Origin of the sequence: Mumia sp. ZJ430 (genome assembly GCF_011751845.1) — a bacterium.
GTDB lineage: Bacteria > Actinomycetota > Actinomycetes > Propionibacteriales > Nocardioidaceae > Mumia.
On sequence record NZ_JAAHFK010000004.1, the window covers coordinates 778,119 to 797,275 of the forward strand.

The following is a 19,157-nucleotide window of genomic DNA, read 5'->3' on the forward strand; positions in this document are numbered from 1 at the left end:
CTGCGGGCAGGGGTGAGCGACCCGATTCCGCGTGACCGCGCCCCCTAGGCTGGGTGCGTGAGACTCGTGTTCGCCGGCACCCCCGAGGTCGCCCTGCCCTCCCTCGACGCGCTCGTCGCCAGTGACCACGAGGTCGTGGCCGTCGTGACGCGCCCCGACGCCCGTGCCGGCCGGGGACGGACCCTGCGTCCGTCACCGGTCGCCGAACGCGCGCTCGACCTCGGCATCGAGGTGCTGCGACCGCCGAAGCCGAGCGACCCCGACTTCGTCGCGCGCCTGCGTGAGATCGCCCCTGACTGTGCCCCGGTCGTCGCGTACGGGGGGTTGGTCCCCGCCGACGTGCTGGCCATCCCACGGCTCGGGTGGATCAACCTGCACTTCTCCGTGCTGCCGGCGTGGCGCGGCGCTGCTCCCGTGCAGCACGCGTTGATCGCCGGCGACGAGGTCACGGGCGCGTCGGTGTTCTCGTTGGTGCCCGAGCTCGATGCCGGGCCCGTGTACGGGCTGTTCACCGAGCGCATCCGACCCGAGGACACCGCAGGCACGCTGCTGACCCGGCTCGCCGACCTTGGAGCGGGCCTCCTCACCGACGTCGTCGACCACCTGGCGCTCGGCGACATCGAGGCTCGCCCGCAGCCGGAGGAGGGCCTCTCGTACGCGCCGAAGCTCACCACCGACGACGCGCGGATCGACTGGACCGTGCCCGCGTTCGGCGTCGACCGCCGTATCCGCGGGTGCACCCCTGCCCCTGGCGCCTGGACGACGTACGAGGGCGAGCGCCTGAAGGTCGGCCCGCTCTCGGTCGCCGAGGGCCCTTCGACGCTGGCGCCCGGTGAGCTCGCGGTGACCAAGTCTGAGGTGCGTGTCGGGACGGGGACGTCGGACGTGATCCTCGGCGACGTCCAGCCGCACGGCAAGAAGGCAATGGACGCGGCCGCTTGGGCGCGTGGCGTCCGCCCGGAGGCGGGTGTGCGTCTTGGCTGACCGCCGCTCGCGCCCGGACCGCCCGCAGCTGCGGCAGCGCGTCGACCCCACCCGCAAGGTCGCGTGGGAGGTGATGCGCGCGGTCGAGGAGCAGGATGCCTACGTCAACCTGCTCCTTCCCGTGCTGCTGCGGGAGAACGGCATCGCCGGCCGCGACGCCGCCTTCACCACCGAGCTCACCCACGGGACGATCCGCCGGTCGCGCACGTACGACGCGGTGCTCGACACGCTCGCACCGAAGGGCATCGACGCGCCCGTACGCGATGTCCTCCGCCTCGGCACGCACCAGATCCTCGCGATGCGGGTGCCGAGTCACGCGGCGGTCTCGACCAGCGTCGACCTGACGCGTGCCGTGATCGGGCACCGACCGGCGTCGTTCGTCAACGCGGTGCTCCGCAAGGTCGCGGCCTCCGACCTCCCGACCTGGCTCGAGCGGGTGGCGCCGTCGTATGAGGACGACCCCGTCGGGCATCTCGCCGTCGTCCACGCGCATCCGCGGTGGATCGTGGAGGCGTTGCGCGACGCGGTCGGCGCACCGGCAGCCGAGGGCGAGCTGGCCGCACTCCTGGAGGCCGACAACGCGGCACCGCAGGTCACGTTGGTCGCCCGGCCGGGACTTGCCGACGCCGACGACCTCGCAGGCCTGTCGGGATCGCCGGGGGAGTGGTCGCCGTACGCGTTCCGCCTCGAGGGCGGTGACCCCGGTGCGATCGAAGGTGTCCGTGAGGGACGGATCGGCGTGCAGGACGAGGGGTCGCAGCTGGTCGCGATCGCTGCCGCTGCGGTGCCGGTCGCCGGGCCGGACGCGCGATGGCTCGACCTGTGCGCGGGGCCTGGCGGCAAGGCGGCGTTGCTTGGTGCGCTCGGCGCCGCCCGTGGTGCGGAGCTGGTCGCCAACGAGGTCACCCCGCACCGCGCCGAGCTCGTCCGCTCGGCCGTGCGGCTGCTCGACAACACCGAGGTCGTCGTCCACGACGGGCGGACGCTGGAAGCGGACGCGCCGTACGACCGGGTCGTCGTGGACGCGCCGTGCACGGGGCTCGGCGCGCTGCGTCGCCGCCCCGAGGCGCGGTGGCGGCGTCAGCCCTCGGACCTCGTGGGTCTCGTGCCGCTCCAACGGGACCTGCTGGCGCATGCGCTGGATCTGGTCCGTGTGGGCGGCGTGGTCACGTACGCGACGTGCTCGCCGCACCTCGCCGAGACGCGTGGCGTGGTCGAGGCGATGCTCGGGGCGCGCGACGACGTCGAGCTGGTCGACGTGACCTCCGTGCTTCCGGAGGTGCCGTACCTCGACCGCTCCGCCCCGTACGTGCAGCTCTGGCCGCACCTGCACGGGACTGACGCGATGTTCGTCGCAGCCCTGCGCCGCACCGCCTGACGCCCGCGAGTGACCTGCCTTGCGTCGGTGACCTGGCGTCCACCTCAGGGCGTGCGGTGGACGCCGCGGCACCGACTCAGATCACGTGGCCGCCATTGACGGTGATCTGCTGCCCGGTGACGAAGGCGCCGGCGTCGGAGCACAGGTAGGCCACCATGCCGGCGACGTCCTGCGGCGTTCCCATCCGCCTGAGCGGGACCTCGGCGGCGTAGTCCGCCGTGTCGAGGCCGGCATGGCGCTCGACCGGGATCCAGCCCGGCTGGACGAGGTTGACGGTGACGCCGTCGGGCCCGAGCTCCTTCGCCCACACCTTTGTGAGTCCGACCTGGGCATACTTCGCCGCGACGTACGCCGACGCCCGGGGCAGCGCCCGCGCGGTCATGTCGGACCCGATCAGGACGACCCGCCCGCCACCCGCGGCGCGCATGCTCGGGAGGGCTGCCTGGACGAGCAGCGTGGGGCTCTTGACGAAGAACTCGAGCTGGTCGAGGTGCCCTCTCCAGGTGAGCTCCCCGACACCGGCCGAGGGCTGCGGGCCGGTCGCGTTCGCGACGACGGCGGTCACCGGACCGAGCGCGTCCTCGACGCTGCGGAACAGGTCGGCAACCCCGTCCTCGTCGACGACGTCGGCGGCGAACGCCTCGGCAGTGCCGCTGGATGCGCGAATGTCCGCGACGACCGCCTCGGCGGCGTCTCGACCCTGGCGGTAGTTGACTGCCACAGCCCATCCGTCGGCCGCGAGCCGCAGGGCGATGGCGGCGCCGAGGCCGCGGGAGGCCCCGGTCACGACGGCGACGCCTCGGGGACTCACGCGTCCACCCTAGGACGGCGGCGGTTAGCCTGGGCGGCATGGGCCTGCGCATCTCCCCGAGCATCCTGTCCGCGGACTTCGCCAACCTCGAGCGTGAAGTGAAGCGCATCGACAACGCCGACTGGCTGCACGTCGACGTGATGGACAACCACTTCGTCCCCAACCTCACGCTCGGGCTGCCCGTGCTCGAGGCGATCGGCAAGGTCACCGACACCCCCATCGACGCGCACCTGATGATCGAGGACCCGGACCGGTGGGCCCCGTCGTACGCCGAGGCCGGCGCGCGCAGCGTGACGTTCCACATCGAGGCCGCAGGTGCTCCCGTTCGACTCGCCCACGAGCTGCGGACGCTCGGCGCCCGCGCGTCGATGGCGCTCAAGCCGGCGACGCCGATCGAGCCGTACGAGGACCTCCTCCCTGAGCTCGACATGGTGCTGCTGATGACGGTGGAGCCGGGGTTCGGTGGCCAGTCGTTCCTCGACATCATGCTTCCCAAGATCCGGCGGACCCGCGCGATGCTCGACAAGCACGGCGGCGACATCTGGCTGCAGGTCGACGGAGGCGTCTCGGCCGCCACGATCGAGCGCTGCGCCGAGGCCGGTGCGGACACCTTCGTGGCCGGATCTGCGGTCTTCGGCGCCGACGACCCCGCAGCAATGGTGGACCAGCTCCGCGAGCAGGCCGCGAGCGCGACCCACCGCCACGCCTGAGCCAGGAGAGTGGCGTACGTCTCACCGTTCGTCAGGGTGATGCGGGCTCCGGTGCCCCTCTCGTACACTGGGACGGAGAGCATTGCGTGCTCCGGGGTCGGTGCAATTCCGAGCCGGCGGTGACAGTCCGCGACCCAGAAGCCTTCGGGTGACTGGTTGACCTGGTGGAACTCCGGGACCGACGGTGAAAGTCCGGATGGGAGGATCGCGCAAACCCTCGTGTCGTCGGGCCTTCACGGGTCCGGACGGGACGAGGTGTCCTTCTCGTTGCCCCGGAGCCCACGTCATCACGACGAGAGGGCGGAACGGTGGCCGATCACCACGAGCAGGCGGCGATGCGCCGGGCGCTCGATGCTGCCCGCGAGGCGACCGAGAACGCCCTTCCGAACCCGCGCGTCGGCTGCGTCCTCCTCGCGCCGGACGGCTCCGTCCTTGCGGTCGGCGCCCACCGTGGCGCCGGCACGCCGCACGCGGAGGTCGACGCACTGAGCCGTGCGGGCGACGCCGCACGTGGCGCGACCGCCGTCGTCACCCTGGAGCCGTGCCACCACACCGGCCGTACGGGGCCGTGCTCGGAGGCGCTGATCCTCGCCGGCGTCGCCCGTGTCGTCTATGCGCAGGACGATCCCAACCCCGCCGCGGCCGGAGGCGCCGACCGTCTGCGCTCCGCCGGCATCGAGGTCGAGTCCGGGCTCCTCGCCACTGAGGCCGAGGCGCTCAACGTCGCGTGGACCCATGCCGTACGGACGGGACGCCCGTACGTCACCTGGAAGCTGGCGGCCACGCTCGACGGGCGCAGCGCCGCCGCCGACGGCACCAGCCAGTGGATCACCGGCCCCGACGCCCGCCTCGACGTCCAGCGCCTGCGGGCGAGGTGCGACGCGATCCTCGTCGGCACCGGCACCGTGACCGCTGACGATCCGCGGCTGACGCTGCGCGACGACGAGGACGCCCCGCTGCCGTACGAGCGCCAGCTGACGCGTGTCGCGATGGGGGAGCGGGAGGTGCCCGAGGACGCGCGCGTCCGTGATGCCGAGGCGCCGTTCCTGCACCTGGCCACGCGCGACGTCGACGCGGCGCTCGCCACCCTGGCCGCGCGCGAGATCCGTCACGTGTGGCTCGAGGGCGGCCCGCGGCTGGCGGGCGCGTTCCTGGGCGCCGACCGGATCGACGAGGTCGTCGCCTACGTGGCGCCGGCCCTGCTCGGCGCCGGCACCCCCGCACTGAACGGCTCCGGCATCGAGACGATCGCCGACACCGTCCGTCTCGACCTCACCGACGTCACGCAGCTCGGACCCGACCTGCGGATGACCGCCCTCGTACGAAAGGAAGGCGCCTGATGTTCACCGGAATCGTCGAGGAGCTCGGCGAGATCGCCGCCATCGAGGAGCAGGCCGACGCGATCAGGCTGACCGTACGGGGCCCGTTGGTGGTCTCCGATGCCGCGCACGGCGACTCGATCGCCGTCAACGGCTGCTGCCTCACCGTCACCGAGAGCGACGGGGACGCCTTCACCGTCGACGTGATGCGCGAGTCGCTCGACAAGACCTCGCTCGGCACCCTCCGCGTCGGCGACCCGGTCAACCTCGAGCGGGCGATGCCGGCGACCGGGCGCTTCGGCGGCCACATCGTCCAGGGCCACGTCGACGCCACCGGCACCATCCGATCGCGGACGCCGAGCGAGCACTGGGAGGTCGTCGAGATCGGCTTCCCGGCCATGCTCGGCCGCTACCTCGTCCCCAAGGGCTCGATCACCGTCGACGGCACGTCACTGACGGTCGTCGACGTCGGCGACGATGCGTTCACCGTGTCGCTGATCCCGACCACCCTCGCAGCGACGACGCTCGGCACCAAGCAGCCCGGCGACCCGGTCAACCTCGAGGTCGACGTGCTCGCGAAGTACGTCGAGAAGATGCTCGCGAGCGACGGACCAGGCGAGGCGCGATGAGTCTCCTCACCACGCTGTACGACGCGCACCTCACGATCGGCGGCCACCCGATCGCGTGGCGCGAGATCATCGGCAACCTCTTCGGGCTCGCCTCGGCCGTCGGCGGGATGCGGCGCCGCGTGTGGGCATGGCCGGTCGGGATCGTCGGCAACGTCCTGCTCTTCACCGTCTTCCTCGGCACCGCGCTCGGCGGGCACGGCGCCCCGCTGTTCGGGCAGGCGGCGCGGCAGGTCTTCTTCGTGGCGGTCGCCGTGTACGGCTGGTACCGCTGGCGCCAGACCCGTACGGGCGAGGGCGCCCCGGCGATCGTCCCGCGATGGGCGACCGGGCGCGAGCGCCTCGTGCTGCTGAGCGCGGCCGCGATCGCGATCGTCTTCTGCACGTGGCTGTTCACCCAGGTCGGCGCGGGCTGGCCGGCCCCCCGCTGGTACTACCTGGCAGATGCCTGGATCTTCGTCGGCTCCATCCTCGCGACCTTCGCGATGGCGCGCGGGTGGGTCGACTTCTGGCTCGTGTGGATCGCCGTCGACCTCGTCGGCATCCCCGAGCTCCTGTACTTCGAGTACTACCCGTCGGCGGTGCTGTACGCGGTCTACGCGGGCTTCGTCGTCTGGGGCCTGGTGGTGTGGCTGCGTGCCGCGCGCGACGAGGCTCCGCAGGTGGATCAACCGACGAGCAAGGCGGTGGGCGCATGAACGCGACGACAGAGGCGTACGAGGAGCTGGACGCGGTCCGGCTCGATCCGGTGGAGCGTGCGATCGACGACATCCGCGCGGGCAAGGCGGTGGTCGTGGTCGACGACCCCGGCCGTGAGAACGAGGGCGACCTGATCTTCGCCGCGAGCAAGGCGACGCCGGCCCTGATGGGGCTCATGGTCCGCTACTCCAGCGGGTACGTGTGTGCGCCGGTGACGGGGGAGATCCTCGACCGGCTCGGCATCGCGCTCATGACGCCGCACAACCGAGACCGGCTCAAGACGGCGTACACGATCTCCGTCGACGCCCGTGACGGCGTGACGACGGGCATCTCCGCCGCCGACCGCGCCAAGACCGTACGGGTCCTGGCAGACTCGGCGACCGAGCCGTTCGAGCTCATCCAGCCCGGCCACATCCTGCCGCTGCGCGCGAAGCCCGGCGGCGTGCTGGCCCGGCCCGGCCACACCGAGGCCGCGGTCGACCTGACACGCCTGGCGGGCCTGACCCCGGCGGGAGTGATCGGTGAGCTGATCAACGACGACGGCAGCCTGATGCGGGCGCCGCGCCTGCGTGAGTTCGCCGACGAGCACGGTCTCGCGATGATCTCGATCGAGGACCTCATCACCTACCGCCGCCGCCACGAGACGCAGATGGAGCGTGCGGTCGAGACGCGGCTGCCGACGGAGTTCGGCACGTTCACCGCGTACGGCTACCGCAACGTCGTCGACGACAACGAGCAGGTCGCGCTCGTGCTCGGAGACCTCGGTGACGGCTCCGACGTCCTCGTCCGCGTGCACTCCGAATGCCTCACCGGCGACGTCCTCGGCTCGCAGCGCTGCGACTGCGGCCCGCAGCTCCAGGCGTCGATGGCGGCCGTGACCGAGCACGGGTCCGGTGTCATCGTCTATCTGCGCGGCCACGAGGGGCGGGGGATCGGGCTCCTCGCCAAGCTTGCCGCGTACGGGCTGCAGGACGCCGGGCAGGACACGGTCGACGCCAACCTGGCGCTCGGCCTGCCGGTCGACGCTCGCCACTACGCCGACGGCGCCCAGATCCTGCGTGACCTCGGGGTCACGTCGGTCCGGATGCTGACCAACAACCCTGACAAGGTCGCCGCGATGGCGCAGTACGGCATCGCGGTGTCCGAGCGTGTCCCGCTCTCCATCACGCCGACCGAGGACAACCTGCGCTACCTGCAGACCAAGGCCGAGCGGATGGGGCACCACCTGCCCGACCTGGTCGCGATCGAGAACACGGTGGTCGACATGGACGAGGAGACGGCCCGATGAGGAAGGCAGCACGATGAGCGGAGCAGGATCCCCCGACCTGGCGAGCACCGACGGGAGCGGCCTGAGGGTCGCGATCGTCGCGTCGTCGTGGCACACGGTCGTGATGGACGGCCTCGTCGCCGGCGCCACGAAGGCGCTGGCCGAGATGGGCACGTCGGAACCGACGCTGGTCCGCGTACCGGGCGCGTTCGAGCTCGCGCCGGTCGTCGCGGCGTACGCGCGCGCCGGCTACGACGCTGTGATCGCCCTCGGGGTCGTCATCCGCGGTGGCACGCCTCACTTCGAGTACGTCTGCCAGGCGGCGACCGACGGGCTCGCGAAGGTCGCGCTCGACACGGGTGTCCCGGTCGGGTTCGGGCTCCTGACGTGCGACGACGAGGCGCAGGCGCTGGACCGTGCCGGGCTGGCCGACAGCCGCGAGGACAAGGGCCGGGAGGCCGCACAGGCAGCCGTCGCGACGGCGCGCGTGCTGGCCTCGGTACGCTAGGGCGCGATGAAGACCTTCGACACGCTCTTCGCCGAGCTCAGCAGCAAGGCGGCCGACCGCCCCGAGGGCTCGCGCACGGTCGCCGAGCTCGACGGCGGCGTGCACGCGATCGGCAAGAAGCTGGTCGAGGAGGCCGCGGAGTCCTGGATGGCGGCGGAGCACGAGTCGCGCGAGCGCGCGGCCGAGGAGCTCAGCCAGCTGCTCTACCACGTCCAGGTGATGATGCTGGCCAAGGGACTGACGCTGGACGACGTGTACGCGCATCTGTGACGGTCAGGCAAACGCCTCCGTCCTGCCTGCCCGTGCCTCCGCCTCCAGCCGACCGCCGGGCCACCCCGCTCGGTGGGCACCAGAACCGACCGGGAAGACCGTCATGCTGAAAGTCGCCGTACCCAACAAGGGCTCGCTCGCGGAGTCCGCTGCGCAGATGCTCGCCGAGGCGGGATACCGCCAGCGCCGCAGCACCCGCGACCTCGTCACCGTCGACGCCGACAACGACGTCGAGTTCTTCTACCTCCGCCCGCGCGACATCGCGATCTATGTGGGGGAGGGCACCCTCGACGTCGGGATCACCGGCCGTGACCTCCTGCTCGACTCCGGCGCCGCCGCCGAGGAGATGGTCTCGCTGGGGTTCGGCGCCTCGAGCTTCCACTTCGCCGCTCCGGTCGGTTCGCTGCCCGACGTCGAGGCGATCGCCGGCCGTACGGTCGCCACCTCCTACCCGGGAGTCGTCCGGGCCTGGCTGGCCGAGCGTGGCATCGACGCCAAGGTCGTCCGTCTCGACGGTGCCGTCGAGTCATCCGTACGCCTCGGCGTCGCCGACGTGATCGCCGACGTCGTCGAGACCGGGTCCACCCTGCGGCAGGCCGGCCTTGAGATCGTCGGAGGCCCGATCCTCGCCTCGGAAGCGGTGGTCATCCGGCCCGAGGACCGGCCCGCGTCGCCCGGGCTCGACGTCTTCGAGCGTCGTCTTCGTGGTGTCCTCGTGGCGCGCAGCTACGTGATGATGGACTACGACATCCGCGTCGAGCAGGTCGAGGCGGCCGTCGCGCTGACACCCGGCATCGAGTCGCCGACGGTCTCGCCCCTTCATCGCGAGGGGTGGGTCGCGGTCCGGTCGATGGTGCCGCGCGACGCCGCCCAGAAGGTCATGGACGAGCTGTGGGCCCTCGGAGCGCGCGGCACCCTCGTCACCGACATCCTGGCGTGCCGGCTGTGAGCGCGAAGGACGGCGCTCCGGTCGACGGGCGGCGGGTGTTCAAGCCCGTCGGCCCGCGGATCGTCGGGATCGTCGCAGGCGTGTGCCTGTGGGTGCTCTTCTTCGCCGTCGCGCTGACGCTCCCGGCCGAGGTCCGGGCAGGGTTCACCGGTCTGCAGACGGGCACGCTCGTGCTCTTCCTGCTGTTCGCGGATGCCGTGCTGTGGGGCATCGGGCGCAGCCGGGTGATCGCCGACGACGACGGCCTGCACGTGCGCAACGGCTACCGGACGCACCACCTCGCATGGACGGACGTGCTCGACATCGCGTACGCGCAGGGTGCGCCCTGGCCATCAGTCGCCACCCGTGACGACCGCCGCATCATGATGCTCGGGATCCCGTCGTCGGACGGTCCGAAGGCACGCGATGCCGTCTGGTACCTCCGCGAGCGCATCGTCCAGGCCGACGGCGAGAGCTGAGCGCCTACTCGATGCCGTGACGGCGCAGGATGTCCTCGATCTCGGCGAGGTCGTCGTCCTTGCCGGCCTTCGCGGGGCGGCCCTTGGCGGCGGCCTTGCGCGACGGCCCCTGCTCGACCTGGGCGGGGCCGGAGCGCGCACCGAGCCTGCCGGAGCCGGCGCCGGGCGCCTTGTCGCGCATGCGCGAGCCGATCGCGATGAGGAGGACCGCGACGACCGCGATGCCGATGCCGAGCCACACGCTCGGGCGGAAGACGAACCCGGCAGCCCAGTCCGCGACGGCCGAGCCGATCCTGACGACGAGCCGCAGCGCACCGACGAGCCACAGCGCCCACGGGACCAGCGCCCAACCGGCCCGGCGTACGGCCGCCGCCCGGTCACCTGCTCTCCACGCCCGCCAGGCGAAGAAGCCGGCACCGGCGGACAGGAGGGCGGCCCAGGGGAGCCAGGCGATCGTGTCGGTGCTCATGCCTCCAGTCTGCCCCATCACCGCACCTCCGGACCTCCGGCGAAGGGCACCACGACCACCGGTTAGCGTGGAGCCGTGGCATCCCTGGCAGAACCCGCCTTCCCCGGTGACGACGGCGCGGTCTACCCCGCGCTCGCACACGCGCTGACGGCGTACGACGGCGACCACGCGCTTGCCCCCGTCCTGGTGGCGCTGGGCAGCGCCCGTGTGCTCGTCCCCGTCGTGGCCGTACGCGGTGAGAGCGCCGTCGGCTCCGACAAGGAGGCCGACATGGCGACGGTGATGATGACCGGCGCCGACGGCCGGCAGGCGCTGCTGGCGTTCAGCGCGCTCGAGACCCTCCAGCGCTGGCGACCCGACGCGCGCCCCGTCCCGGTGTGGGCGCGCGAGGCAGCGAGCGCCGCCCTGGGTGACGGGGCGACGGCGCTGCTGCTCGACCTCGCAGGACCCGTACGCGTAGTGGTCGAGACTGACGACCTCCGTCACCTCGCGGCCGGCGACGAGCTCGTCGCTGTCGGCGGCAGCTGGGCCTGGACGACCGCGGCCTAGGTGCCCGTACGGCCGGCGCCGGGTGGCGGCGCTCAGTCGTCTGCGGGCTTGCGCAGAGCCCGCGCGACCTTCCACTCGATCTTCTTGTCCTCGCGGACAGCGATGTCGACCTTCCCTGAGACGCCGGTGGACAAGGTGAGACGGCACGTCGCGGTGACACCCGGCTCACGCTTGAGGTTCTTCGGGCAGGTCACGGAGTCGACGGTCGCGCCCGCAATCTGGCGCTCGTAACCGGCCTTGATCTGTTGCTCGACCTCATCGGTGTCGATCGGATCGCTGCCGCAGGCGGTCAGGAGCGTGAGTGCCGCGCAGCACCCCACCGCCGCTCGTACGGAGATGCTCAAGGCTGCTCCTCGGTTGGGTCCCGGTCGGGGTCGGGACGCCGGGCAGCCTAACAAAGCGTGACGTCGACCGTGATCCGGACCGTGGCGTCGGCACGGGTGATCCGGGCGAGGAACCCGGCGCTCCCGATCGTACGGAGGATCGCGTCGTTGCCCGGCTGCGTGACGAGGACGACCTCGTCGGCTCCGCACTCGCGGGCCCGACGCGCCCCACGGCGTACGAGCGCGGTGCCGACACCGCGTCGCTGCCACGCGTCCTCGACGATCACCCCGAGCTCCTGCGTACCGGGCGTCTCCTCGTCGGTCACCCCGTCGTGCGAGGGGAAGACGTGAAGGCTCAGGATGTTGATCCCGCCCTCACCACACGAGCGAGCGAGGCTCGCGAGAACGCCGGGCCTGTCCTTGATCGTGGTGCGGACGCGGTGGAGCATGGACCAGCGTCGCGGGCGCGGGTTACCGGGCGGGATCAAGGACGTTGCTGGGCGATTTCGGTCCCGTACGGACGTCTGCTACGGTTGACCCTCGAAGTGGAGTCCACTCCCACCTGGGCGATCTTGTGATCGTCGGGTCCCTGGCCGTGAGGCACCCTCCGGGGTCGTCACGCGGCGGGCGTGTCGCAAGGCACGGATCCTGGTGGCCTTCGCTTCGAAGCGAAGGCCATTTTTTGTTCGTAGGTGGTCGTCGCACGACGACCATCCGGTACGAACCCAGGAGGACCCATCACCACAGAGCTTCGCGTCAACGACCGCATCCGCGCCAACGAGGTCCGTCTCGTCGGTCCTAACGGCGAGCAGGTCGGCATCGTCCGACTCGAGGATGCGCTGCGGCTGGCTCAGGAGTCCGACCTCGACCTCGTCGAGGTTGCCCCGACAGCCCGTCCGCCGGTCTGCCGACTCATGGACTACGGCAAGTTCAAGTACGAGGCTGCCCAGAAGGCCCGTGAGTCTCGGCGCAACCAGACGAACACGATCATCAAAGAGATGAAGCTGCGTCCGAAGATCGACCAGCACGACTACGACACCAAGAAGGGTCACGTCGAGCGGTTCCTCCGGCAGGGCGACAAGGTCAAGATCACGATCATGTTCCGTGGTCGTGAGCAGAGCCGCCCCGAGCTCGGCTTCAGGCTCCTCCAGCGTCTCGCGGCAGACATCGAGGAGCTCGGCTTCATCGAGGCGTCGCCACGCCAGGACGGCCGCAACATGACGATGGTCGTGGCCCCGCACAAGAAGAAGTCCGAAGCGCGCGTGGAGGCCAAGGAAGCCAAGGAGGCGAAGGCTGCTGAGCGGGCAGCTGAGCACGCCGCTGACGCCGCCTACGAAAAGGCTCAGCGCGACTCAGTCGAGCAGGTCGCGGCCAAGAAGCCGCGCAAGCGCTCGGAGAACATCGACCCTGACATGGAGGCATGAGATGCCGAAGATGAAGCGCAACTCGGGCATGAAGAAGCGCGTCAAGGTGACCGGCACCGGCAAGCTCGTGCACAAGCACGGCCGTCGCCGTACGCACATGATGCAGAAGCAGAACACCGCGCGCACGCGCCTCGAGAGCGGCGACCAGCCGATCGCCAAGGCTGACGTTCCCCGCGTGAAGAGGATGCTCGGCCTCTGAGCCGTCACCTCCACGCCGTACGCCGCACCCGAGACACACCGAACGAGGAGTAACCCATGGCACGCGTCAAGCGTTCCGTCAACGCAGCGAAGAAGCGTCGCGAGACGCTGGAGCGCGCATCCGGCTACCGCGGACAGCGCTCGCGTCTCTACCGCAAGGCCAAGGAGCAGGTCACTCACTCGCTGGTCTACAGCTACCGTGACCGCCGGGCCAAGAAGGGCGACTTCCGTCGTCTCTGGATCACCCGCATCAACGCGGCGGTGCGTCAGCACGACCTGACGTACAACCGCTTCATCCAGGGCCTGCGTCTGGCCGGTGTCGAGGTCGACCGCAAGATCCTTGCCGACCTCGCCATCTCCGACCCGAACGCGTTCGCGGCGCTGGTCGAGTCCGCGAAGGCGAGCCTTCCGGCCGACGTCAACAAGCCGAAGGCGTCGGACGCCGCGGCCTGATCGGCTGCCTGCCCGACTGAGCTCCGCACACGTGGCGAGTCCCGAGCACGTCCTCACCCCCCGTACCGGGCGGGTGAAGGCTGCCCGGAGGCTCGCCACGCGGCGTTTCCGGGAGAAAGAGCGGGCCTTCCTTGCGGAGGGTCCGCAGGCGGTCCGCGAGGCGCTCGCCGCCGGCGGTGAGCGTCCTGGCCTGGTCCACGACGTGTACGCCACGGCGGCCGTGACGGCGCGCTACCCCGACCTGGTCGAGGCCGGCGGAGCGCGCTGGCACGTCGTCGACGACGAGGTCGTCGACGCGATCAGCGAGACCGTCTCCCCGCAGGGCGTCGTCGCCGTGTGCGGCTACCTCGACGTCGCGCTCGACGCGGCGCTCGCGCGCGAGCCACGGCTCGTCGCCGTCTGCGCCGACGTGCGCGACCCGGGCAACGCCGGCACGGTGATCCGCTGCGCGGACGCCGCGGGCGCGGACGCCGTGGTGCTCCTCGGCGACTCCGTCGACCCGTACAACCCCAAGGCTGTCCGCGCCAGCGTGGGCAGCCTCTTCCATCTCGACGTGGTCGTCGAGCGCGACACGGCCGGAGCCGTCGCCGCACTCCAGCGCGCCGGACTGCGCGTCCTGGCCGCCGACGGTGACGCCGACGTTGACCTGCCGGAGGCCGAACGCACGGGGCTCCTCGACGGCCCGACCGCCTGGCTCTTCGGCAACGAGGCCTGGGGACTGGCTGCCGCGACCCGAGCCCTCGCCGACACGGTCGTCGCCGTCCCGATCTACGGGCGTGCCGAGAGCCTCAACCTTGCCACCGCCGCGGCCGTCTGCCTGTACGCCTCCGCCCGCGTCGCCCATGACAGACGAGCCTGAGGAGCGCGCCGTGATCGACGTGGACCTCCTCCCCGACGGGATCGTCATCGCCGATGCCGACGGCCTCGTCACCCGGGTCAACCGTGCGGCGTCACGGATTCTGCGCCGGCGACCCGACGAGCTCATCGGCCTCCACATCGAGGCAGCGCTGCCGCTCGACGACCTCGCCGGCAACTCGTGGTTCACGTGCCTTCGCCCGTACGACGGGCTCTCGACCCGGACCCGGCTGTCGGAGGGCAGCTGGCACACCTCGGACGGCGTCGAGCTGCTCGTCACGGCGAGCCTCGTGCGGGAGGCGCCCCGCCAGCCGGTCAAGAAGCTCGTGGTGTCGCTGCGCACCGCCAAGGCGCGCGCTCACCGTGACCGTGCCCGCTCCGACCTCGTGGCGACCGTCGCGCACGAGCTGCGCTCACCGCTCACGGGTGTCAAGGGGTTCACCGCGACCCTGCTCAACAACTGGGACCGCTTCTCCGACGAGCAGCGCCAGCTCATGCTCGAGACGGTCGACTCCGATGCCGACCGGCTCTCGCGCCTCATCACCGACCTGCTCGACGCCGCGCGCATCGACTCCGGCCGGCTCACCCTGCGTCCCGAGCCGCTCGACCTCGCCGAGGCCACCCGCCGCGTGCTCAACAACGTCTCGGCCGGCACCGGGCTCAAGCTCGACGTCACCGCCGAGGAGGGCCTGCCGCGGGTCTGGGTGGATGCGGACCGTTTCGCCCAGGTCGTCACCAACCTCGTCGAGAACGCCCAGCGGCACGGGATGGGGGTGCGTGACGTCGTCGTGCGCCGCCCGACACGGTTCCCCGACGGTGTGGCCCTCGAGGTGTTCGACTTCGGCCCGGGGATCCCCGAGGAGATCCGCACGCGGGTCTTCACGAGGTTCTGGCGCTCGGGCGACCGTGGCGGGACCGGGCTCGGCCTGTACGTCGTCAAGGGGGTCGTCGACGCGCACGGTGGCGAGATCGAGGTGTGCGACGGCGACCGCGGTGGCGCCTGCGTCGGTGTGTGGTTCCCGGAGAACGTGCCCGAGGTGCTCCGCGACGTACCGCAGCCCTAACCCGTTCGACAACCTCCCTAGACTGGATCAGTGCTCGGCTGCAGCCGCCGCGCGCCCGAAGAAAGGTGACCATGTCCGGACCCAACAGCGACTACGACCCGGTCGAGGTCTCGCCGCTGCACGCCGACGAGGTCGAGGCGATGCGCGACGCCGCCCTGGCCGCGATCGCCGCTGCGGACTCCCTCGACGCGCTCAAGCAGGTGAGGATCGAGCACACCGGTGACCGCTCCCCGCTCGCTCTGGCCAACCGCGAGATCGGAGCGCTCCCGCCGCAGGCCCGCAAGGATGCCGGGATGCGCGTCGGACAGGCCCGCAAGGCCGTCTCCGCCGCGATCGCCGACCGTACGGCGGTGCTCGAGGTCGAGGCTGAGGCGCGGATGCTCGCCGACGAGCGTGTCGACGTGACGTTGCCGACCGATCGCGAGCCGGTCGGGGCGCGTCACCCGCTCACGACGGTCCAGGAAAAGGTCGCCGACATCTTCGTCGCGATGGGCTGGGAGGTCGCCGAAGGTCCCGAGGCCGAGGCCGAGTGGCTCAACTTCGACGCGCTCAACCTGGGCCCGGACCACCCGGCACGCACGATGCAGGACACCTTCTGGGTCGCTCCCGAGAAGGCCGCGATGGTGCTTCGCACGCACACGTCGCCGGTGCAGGCACGCACGATGCTCACCCGCAAGCCGCCGATCTACATCATCGCGCCCGGGCGTGTCTTCCGGACCGACGAGCTCGACGCCACGCACTCACCGGTCTTCCACCAGGTCGAGGGGCTCGCGATCGACGAGGGTCTCTCGATGGCTCATCTCAAGGGCACCCTCGACCATTTCGCGCAGGCGATCTACGGCGAGGGCATGACGACGCGGTTCCGCCCGTCGTACTTCCCGTTCACCGAGCCGAGCGCCGAGATGGACCTGCTCTGCTACGTCTGCCACAACGATCCGGCCGAGGTCGCCGACTGCCGCACGTGCCGTGGCGAGGGCTGGGTCGAGTGGGGGGGCTGCGGTGTCGTCAACCCGCGTGTCCTGATCGCCAACGGCGTCGACCCCGAGCGCTACTCGGGCTTCGCCTTCGGCATCGGCCTGGACCGCACGATTACGGGCAGGTACGACATCGCCGACTTGCGTGACCTGTTCGACGGTGACATCCGGTTCACCGAGCCGTTCGGAGTGGAGATCTGATGCGCGTCCCCGTGTCGTGGCTGCGCGACTACGTCGACCTGCCCGCCGACCTCACGACGGCCGAGCTTGCGGACCGTCTGACCATGCTCGACCTCAAGCTCGAGGAGATCGACTCCGTCGGTGCCGAGCTGTCCGGACCGATCGTCGTCGGTCGTGTGCTGTCGGCCGAGCCCGAGCCGCAGAAGAACGGCAAGACCATCAACTGGTGCGCGGTCGACGTCGGCACTGAGCACAACGCCGACGGCGATGAGCCGCGCGGCATCGTGTGCGGCGCGCACAACTTCGGACCCGGCGACCTCGTCGTGGTCGCGCTGCCCGGTGCCGTCCTGCCCGGACCGTTCCCGATCAGCTCGCGCAAGACGTACGGGCACGTCTCCGACGGGATGATCTGCTCCGGCGCCGAGCTGGGCACGACAGGCGATCCCGATGGCATCATCGTCCTGCCGGCCAACTCCGCCGAGGTCGGCGACGACGCGATCGCGCTGCTGGGCCTGCGCGACGACGTGCTCGACCTCGAGGTCAACCCTGACCGTGCATACGCGTTGTCGATGCGCGGCGTCGCACGTGACGCCGCGATCGGCTACGGCGTGCCCTACTTCGACCCGGCCGACGTCGCGCTGACCTCCGACGGCTCCGACGACTACCCCGTCGTGGTCGAGGACGCGCTCGCATGCCCCGTCTTCGTGACCCGCACGGTCACCGGGTTCGACCCGTCGGCGCCGACGCCGCGCTGGATGGCGCGCCGCCTCGAGCTGATGGGCATGCGCCCGATCTCGCTGGCCGTCGACGTCACCAACTACGTGATGCTCGAGCTCGGGCAGCCGATCCACGGCTACGACCGCAACGCGCTGCGCGGACCGATCACGGTGCGGCGCGGACGTCCAGGGGAGAAGGTCACGACTCTCGACGACGTCGTCCGCGACGTGACGCCCGAGGACCTTCTCATCACCGACGAGTCGGGGCCGATCGGCCTCGCCGGGGTGATGGGCGGCCAGACGACCGAGCTGAGCCCGACGACGACCGACATCGTCATCGAGGCCGCGCACTTCGACGCGCCGACGATCGCCCGGACGGCACGCCTGCAGAAGCTCTCGAGCGAGGCGTCACGCCGGTTCGAGCGCGGCGTCGACACGGCGCTCCCGCCGTACGCGGCGCAGCGCGTCGCCGACCTCCTGGTCACCCTCGGCGGAGCCGTCATCGAGCCCGGCGCCACGGTCGTCGGCCGCCCGCCCGCGCAGCCTCAGGTGTCGCTCGCCGACGACCTGCCGGCGCGCATCTCCGGTGTCGACATCGCGCCCGAGACGGCGGTGGCGGCGCTGACGGCCAACGGCTGCGTGGTCGAGCACGACGGCGGCACGCTGACGGTCGTCCCGCCGACCTGGCGCCCCGACCTCACCGATCCGTACGACATGGTCGAGGAGGTACTGCGCTACGTCGGCTACGACAAGGTGCCGTCGCTCCTGCCGCACGCTCCCGCGGGGCGTGGCCTGACGCCAGAGCAGCGGTTGCGCCGCCGCGTCGGTCAGGTGATGGCCGGTGCCGGCTACGTCGAGGTCAAGACGTTCCCGTTCGCAGGGCCGGCCGACTTCGACAAGCTCGGCCTCCCGCTGGACGACGCACGCCGCGATCAGGTGCTCCTCGAGAATCCGCTGTCGGCGGAGGAGCCGGGCCTGACGACCACGCTCATGACCGGCGCCATGAAGGCGCTCGCCCTCAACGTCGGGCGTGGACACGACGACGTGGCGATCTTCGAGTCCGGCCGCGTGTTCCTCCCGAAGCCCGAGGCGCCCGAGGCGCCGGTCTACGGGGTCGATCGCGCGCCGAGCGACGAGGAGTACGAGGCGTTCGACGCCGCTCTTCCCGAGCAGCCGCAGCACCTCGTGCTCGTGGCCACCGGGCGCCGCGAGCGTGCCGGCTGGTGGGGTGACGGTCGTCGTGTCCAGTGGGGCGACGCGATCGAGGCGGTCCGCCGGGTGGGTGAGGCCGTGCACGTGCCGGTCCACGTGGCGGCCGGCGAGATCCCAGCGCCGTGGCACCCCGGCCGTACGGCGGTGCTCTCCCTCGGTGGCGAGGTCGTCGGCTACGCAGGTGAGCTTCACCCGCGCGTGTGTCGGTCGTACGGCGTCCCCGCCCGTACGGTCGCCGCCGAGATCGACCTCGACGCGGTGATCGCCGCGGCGCCCGTGCTCGGTCCCCGACCGTCGTTCTCGACCTATCCGGTCGCCAAGGAGGACGTGGCGCTCGTCGTCGAGTCGTCCGTCGCCAGCGCGGACGTCGCTGCGGCGCTCCTCGAGGGCGGTGGCGACGTGATCGAGTCCGTACGGCTGTTCGACGTCTACACAGGCGAGCAGGTGCCCGCGGGGCACAAGTCGCTGGCCTTCGCGCTGCGGATGCGCGCGCCCGACCGCACCCTGACCGAGGCCGAGACGGCCGAGGTCCGCGACGCTGCCGTCGCGCGTGCCGCCGAGCTGACCGGCGCCCTCCAGCGCACCTGAGGCTGTCACCCCACGCCCGTCCCTGAGTCGGTGCCTGGGCGTCCACCCACGCGTACGCGGTGGACGCCCAGGCACCGCCGGGGCACGGCGGGGTCCCACGAGCCCGGAATGCCGGTCATCTCACACCGGGTCCGGATACCCGATTGCACATTCTTGCAGGGCTCTGCAAGAAT

The 19,157-nt window shown here is 71.4% G+C and carries 23 protein-coding genes and 1 riboswitch; of the genes, 19 read left to right on the forward strand and 4 right to left on the reverse strand.

Annotation, left to right across the window (positions count from 1 at the left end):
- The first annotated feature begins 57 nt into the window (after positions 1-57).
- Both fmt and HCT63_RS19935 read left to right on the forward strand, forming a co-directional pair.
- A complete protein-coding gene (gene fmt, locus HCT63_RS19930; protein ID WP_167009049.1) occupies positions 58-984 on the forward strand; it encodes a methionyl-tRNA formyltransferase in 927 nt (308 codons plus the stop codon).
- Positions 977-2,362 carry a transcription antitermination factor NusB gene (locus HCT63_RS19935; protein WP_208322529.1) on the forward strand — a complete coding sequence of 462 codons (1,386 nt, stop codon included), beginning with the start codon at positions 977-979 and terminating at the stop codon, positions 2,360-2,362. Before fmt ends, HCT63_RS19935 begins: the two co-directional genes overlap by 8 nt.
- A gap of 76 nt (positions 2,363-2,438) precedes the next feature.
- On the opposite strand, the gene HCT63_RS19940 is transcribed toward HCT63_RS19935, so the two are convergent.
- Positions 2,439-3,173 (reverse strand): SDR family oxidoreductase, encoded by a 735-nt coding sequence (locus HCT63_RS19940; protein WP_167009053.1) that lies wholly within the window; start codon positions 3,171-3,173, stop codon positions 2,439-2,441.
- 38 nt (positions 3,174-3,211) lie between these two features.
- On the opposite strand from HCT63_RS19940, the gene rpe reads away from it, so the two are divergent.
- The 9 genes from rpe (at position 3,212) to HCT63_RS19985 (ending at position 9,979) form a co-directional block, all read left to right on the forward strand.
- Positions 3,212-3,883 carry a ribulose-phosphate 3-epimerase gene (gene rpe / locus HCT63_RS19945; RefSeq protein ID WP_167009056.1) on the forward strand — a complete coding sequence of 224 codons (672 nt, stop codon included), beginning with the start codon at positions 3,212-3,214 and terminating at the stop codon, positions 3,881-3,883.
- Between the two features lie 82 nt (positions 3,884-3,965).
- Positions 3,966-4,096, forward strand: a riboswitch (FMN riboswitch).
- A gap of 122 nt (positions 4,097-4,218) precedes the next feature.
- Positions 4,219-5,223, forward strand: coding sequence for a bifunctional diaminohydroxyphosphoribosylaminopyrimidine deaminase/5-amino-6-(5-phosphoribosylamino)uracil reductase RibD (gene ribD / locus HCT63_RS19950; RefSeq protein ID WP_167009389.1), 1,005 nt, complete (start codon positions 4,219-4,221; stop codon positions 5,221-5,223).
- Complete coding sequence (locus HCT63_RS19955; protein ID WP_167009059.1) at positions 5,223-5,831, forward strand: riboflavin synthase; 609 nt, start codon at positions 5,223-5,225, stop codon at positions 5,829-5,831. Before ribD ends, HCT63_RS19955 begins: the two co-directional genes overlap by 1 nt.
- Complete coding sequence (gene pnuC / locus HCT63_RS19960; RefSeq protein WP_167009062.1) at positions 5,828-6,526, forward strand: nicotinamide riboside transporter PnuC; 699 nt, start codon at positions 5,828-5,830, stop codon at positions 6,524-6,526. The genes HCT63_RS19955 and pnuC overlap by 4 nt, the downstream gene beginning before the upstream one ends.
- Positions 6,523-7,815: a bifunctional 3,4-dihydroxy-2-butanone-4-phosphate synthase/GTP cyclohydrolase II gene (locus HCT63_RS19965; RefSeq protein WP_167009066.1), complete on the forward strand. Its 1,293-nt coding sequence runs from the start codon at positions 6,523-6,525 to the stop codon at positions 7,813-7,815. The genes pnuC and HCT63_RS19965 overlap by 4 nt, the downstream gene beginning before the upstream one ends.
- A gap of 13 nt (positions 7,816-7,828) precedes the next feature.
- Positions 7,829-8,302, forward strand: a complete 474-nt coding sequence (ribH, locus tag HCT63_RS19970; protein WP_167009068.1) for a 6,7-dimethyl-8-ribityllumazine synthase — start codon at positions 7,829-7,831, stop codon at positions 8,300-8,302.
- Positions 8,303-8,308: 6 nt separating this feature from the next.
- Entirely contained in the window at positions 8,309-8,572 is a 264-nt protein-coding gene (locus HCT63_RS19975; protein WP_167009082.1) for a phosphoribosyl-ATP diphosphatase, read from the forward strand.
- A gap of 103 nt (positions 8,573-8,675) precedes the next feature.
- Positions 8,676-9,521, forward strand: coding sequence for an ATP phosphoribosyltransferase (gene hisG, locus HCT63_RS19980; RefSeq protein WP_167009085.1), 846 nt, complete (start codon positions 8,676-8,678; stop codon positions 9,519-9,521).
- Positions 9,518-9,979 (forward strand): PH domain-containing protein, encoded by a 462-nt coding sequence (locus HCT63_RS19985; RefSeq protein ID WP_167009088.1) that lies wholly within the window; start codon positions 9,518-9,520, stop codon positions 9,977-9,979. Before hisG ends, HCT63_RS19985 begins: the two co-directional genes overlap by 4 nt.
- Before the next feature lie 4 nt (positions 9,980-9,983).
- On the opposite strand, the gene HCT63_RS19990 is transcribed toward HCT63_RS19985, so the two are convergent.
- The gene (locus HCT63_RS19990) at positions 9,984-10,448 is read right to left on the reverse strand and encodes a cellulose synthase (protein ID WP_167009091.1); all 465 of its coding nucleotides are present in this window, start codon (positions 10,446-10,448) and stop codon (positions 9,984-9,986) included.
- Positions 10,449-10,523: 75 nt separating this feature from the next.
- On the opposite strand from HCT63_RS19990, the gene HCT63_RS19995 reads away from it, so the two are divergent.
- A complete protein-coding gene (locus HCT63_RS19995) occupies positions 10,524-10,997 on the forward strand; it encodes an SseB family protein (protein WP_167009094.1) in 474 nt (157 codons plus the stop codon).
- A gap of 32 nt (positions 10,998-11,029) precedes the next feature.
- Here the strand turns inward: HCT63_RS19995 and HCT63_RS20000 are convergent, their stop codons facing one another.
- Both HCT63_RS20000 and HCT63_RS20005 read right to left on the reverse strand, forming a co-directional pair.
- Positions 11,030-11,341 carry a DUF4333 domain-containing protein gene (locus HCT63_RS20000; protein WP_167009097.1) on the reverse strand — a complete coding sequence of 104 codons (312 nt, stop codon included), beginning with the start codon at positions 11,339-11,341 and terminating at the stop codon, positions 11,030-11,032.
- Between the two features lie 47 nt (positions 11,342-11,388).
- Entirely contained in the window at positions 11,389-11,769 is a 381-nt protein-coding gene (locus HCT63_RS20005) for a GNAT family N-acetyltransferase (RefSeq protein ID WP_167009100.1), read from the reverse strand.
- 243 nt (positions 11,770-12,012) lie between these two features.
- On the opposite strand from HCT63_RS20005, the gene infC reads away from it, so the two are divergent.
- From infC to pheT, 7 genes are all read left to right on the forward strand, one after another.
- On the forward strand, positions 12,013-12,744 hold the full coding sequence (gene infC, locus HCT63_RS20010; protein ID WP_167009103.1) for a translation initiation factor IF-3: 732 nt from the start codon (positions 12,013-12,015) through the stop codon (positions 12,742-12,744).
- 1 nt (position 12,745) lies between these two features.
- Positions 12,746-12,943 carry a 50S ribosomal protein L35 gene (locus HCT63_RS20015; protein ID WP_167009107.1) on the forward strand — a complete coding sequence of 66 codons (198 nt, stop codon included), beginning with the start codon at positions 12,746-12,748 and terminating at the stop codon, positions 12,941-12,943.
- A gap of 56 nt (positions 12,944-12,999) precedes the next feature.
- Positions 13,000-13,395 (forward strand): 50S ribosomal protein L20, encoded by a 396-nt coding sequence (gene rplT / locus HCT63_RS20020; protein WP_167009110.1) that lies wholly within the window; start codon positions 13,000-13,002, stop codon positions 13,393-13,395.
- A gap of 31 nt (positions 13,396-13,426) precedes the next feature.
- Entirely contained in the window at positions 13,427-14,254 is an 828-nt protein-coding gene (locus HCT63_RS20025; protein WP_167009113.1) for an RNA methyltransferase, read from the forward strand.
- A 10-nt stretch (positions 14,255-14,264) separates the two neighbouring features.
- A complete protein-coding gene (locus HCT63_RS20030) occupies positions 14,265-15,314 on the forward strand; it encodes an ATP-binding protein (protein WP_243843142.1) in 1,050 nt (349 codons plus the stop codon).
- Between the two features lie 71 nt (positions 15,315-15,385).
- Complete coding sequence (pheS, locus tag HCT63_RS20035; protein ID WP_167009118.1) at positions 15,386-16,489, forward strand: phenylalanine--tRNA ligase subunit alpha; 1,104 nt, start codon at positions 15,386-15,388, stop codon at positions 16,487-16,489.
- Positions 16,489-18,984: a phenylalanine--tRNA ligase subunit beta gene (gene pheT / locus HCT63_RS20040; RefSeq protein WP_167009121.1), complete on the forward strand. Its 2,496-nt coding sequence runs from the start codon at positions 16,489-16,491 to the stop codon at positions 18,982-18,984. The genes pheS and pheT overlap by 1 nt, the downstream gene beginning before the upstream one ends.
- Positions 18,985-19,157: the final 173 nt, after the last annotated feature.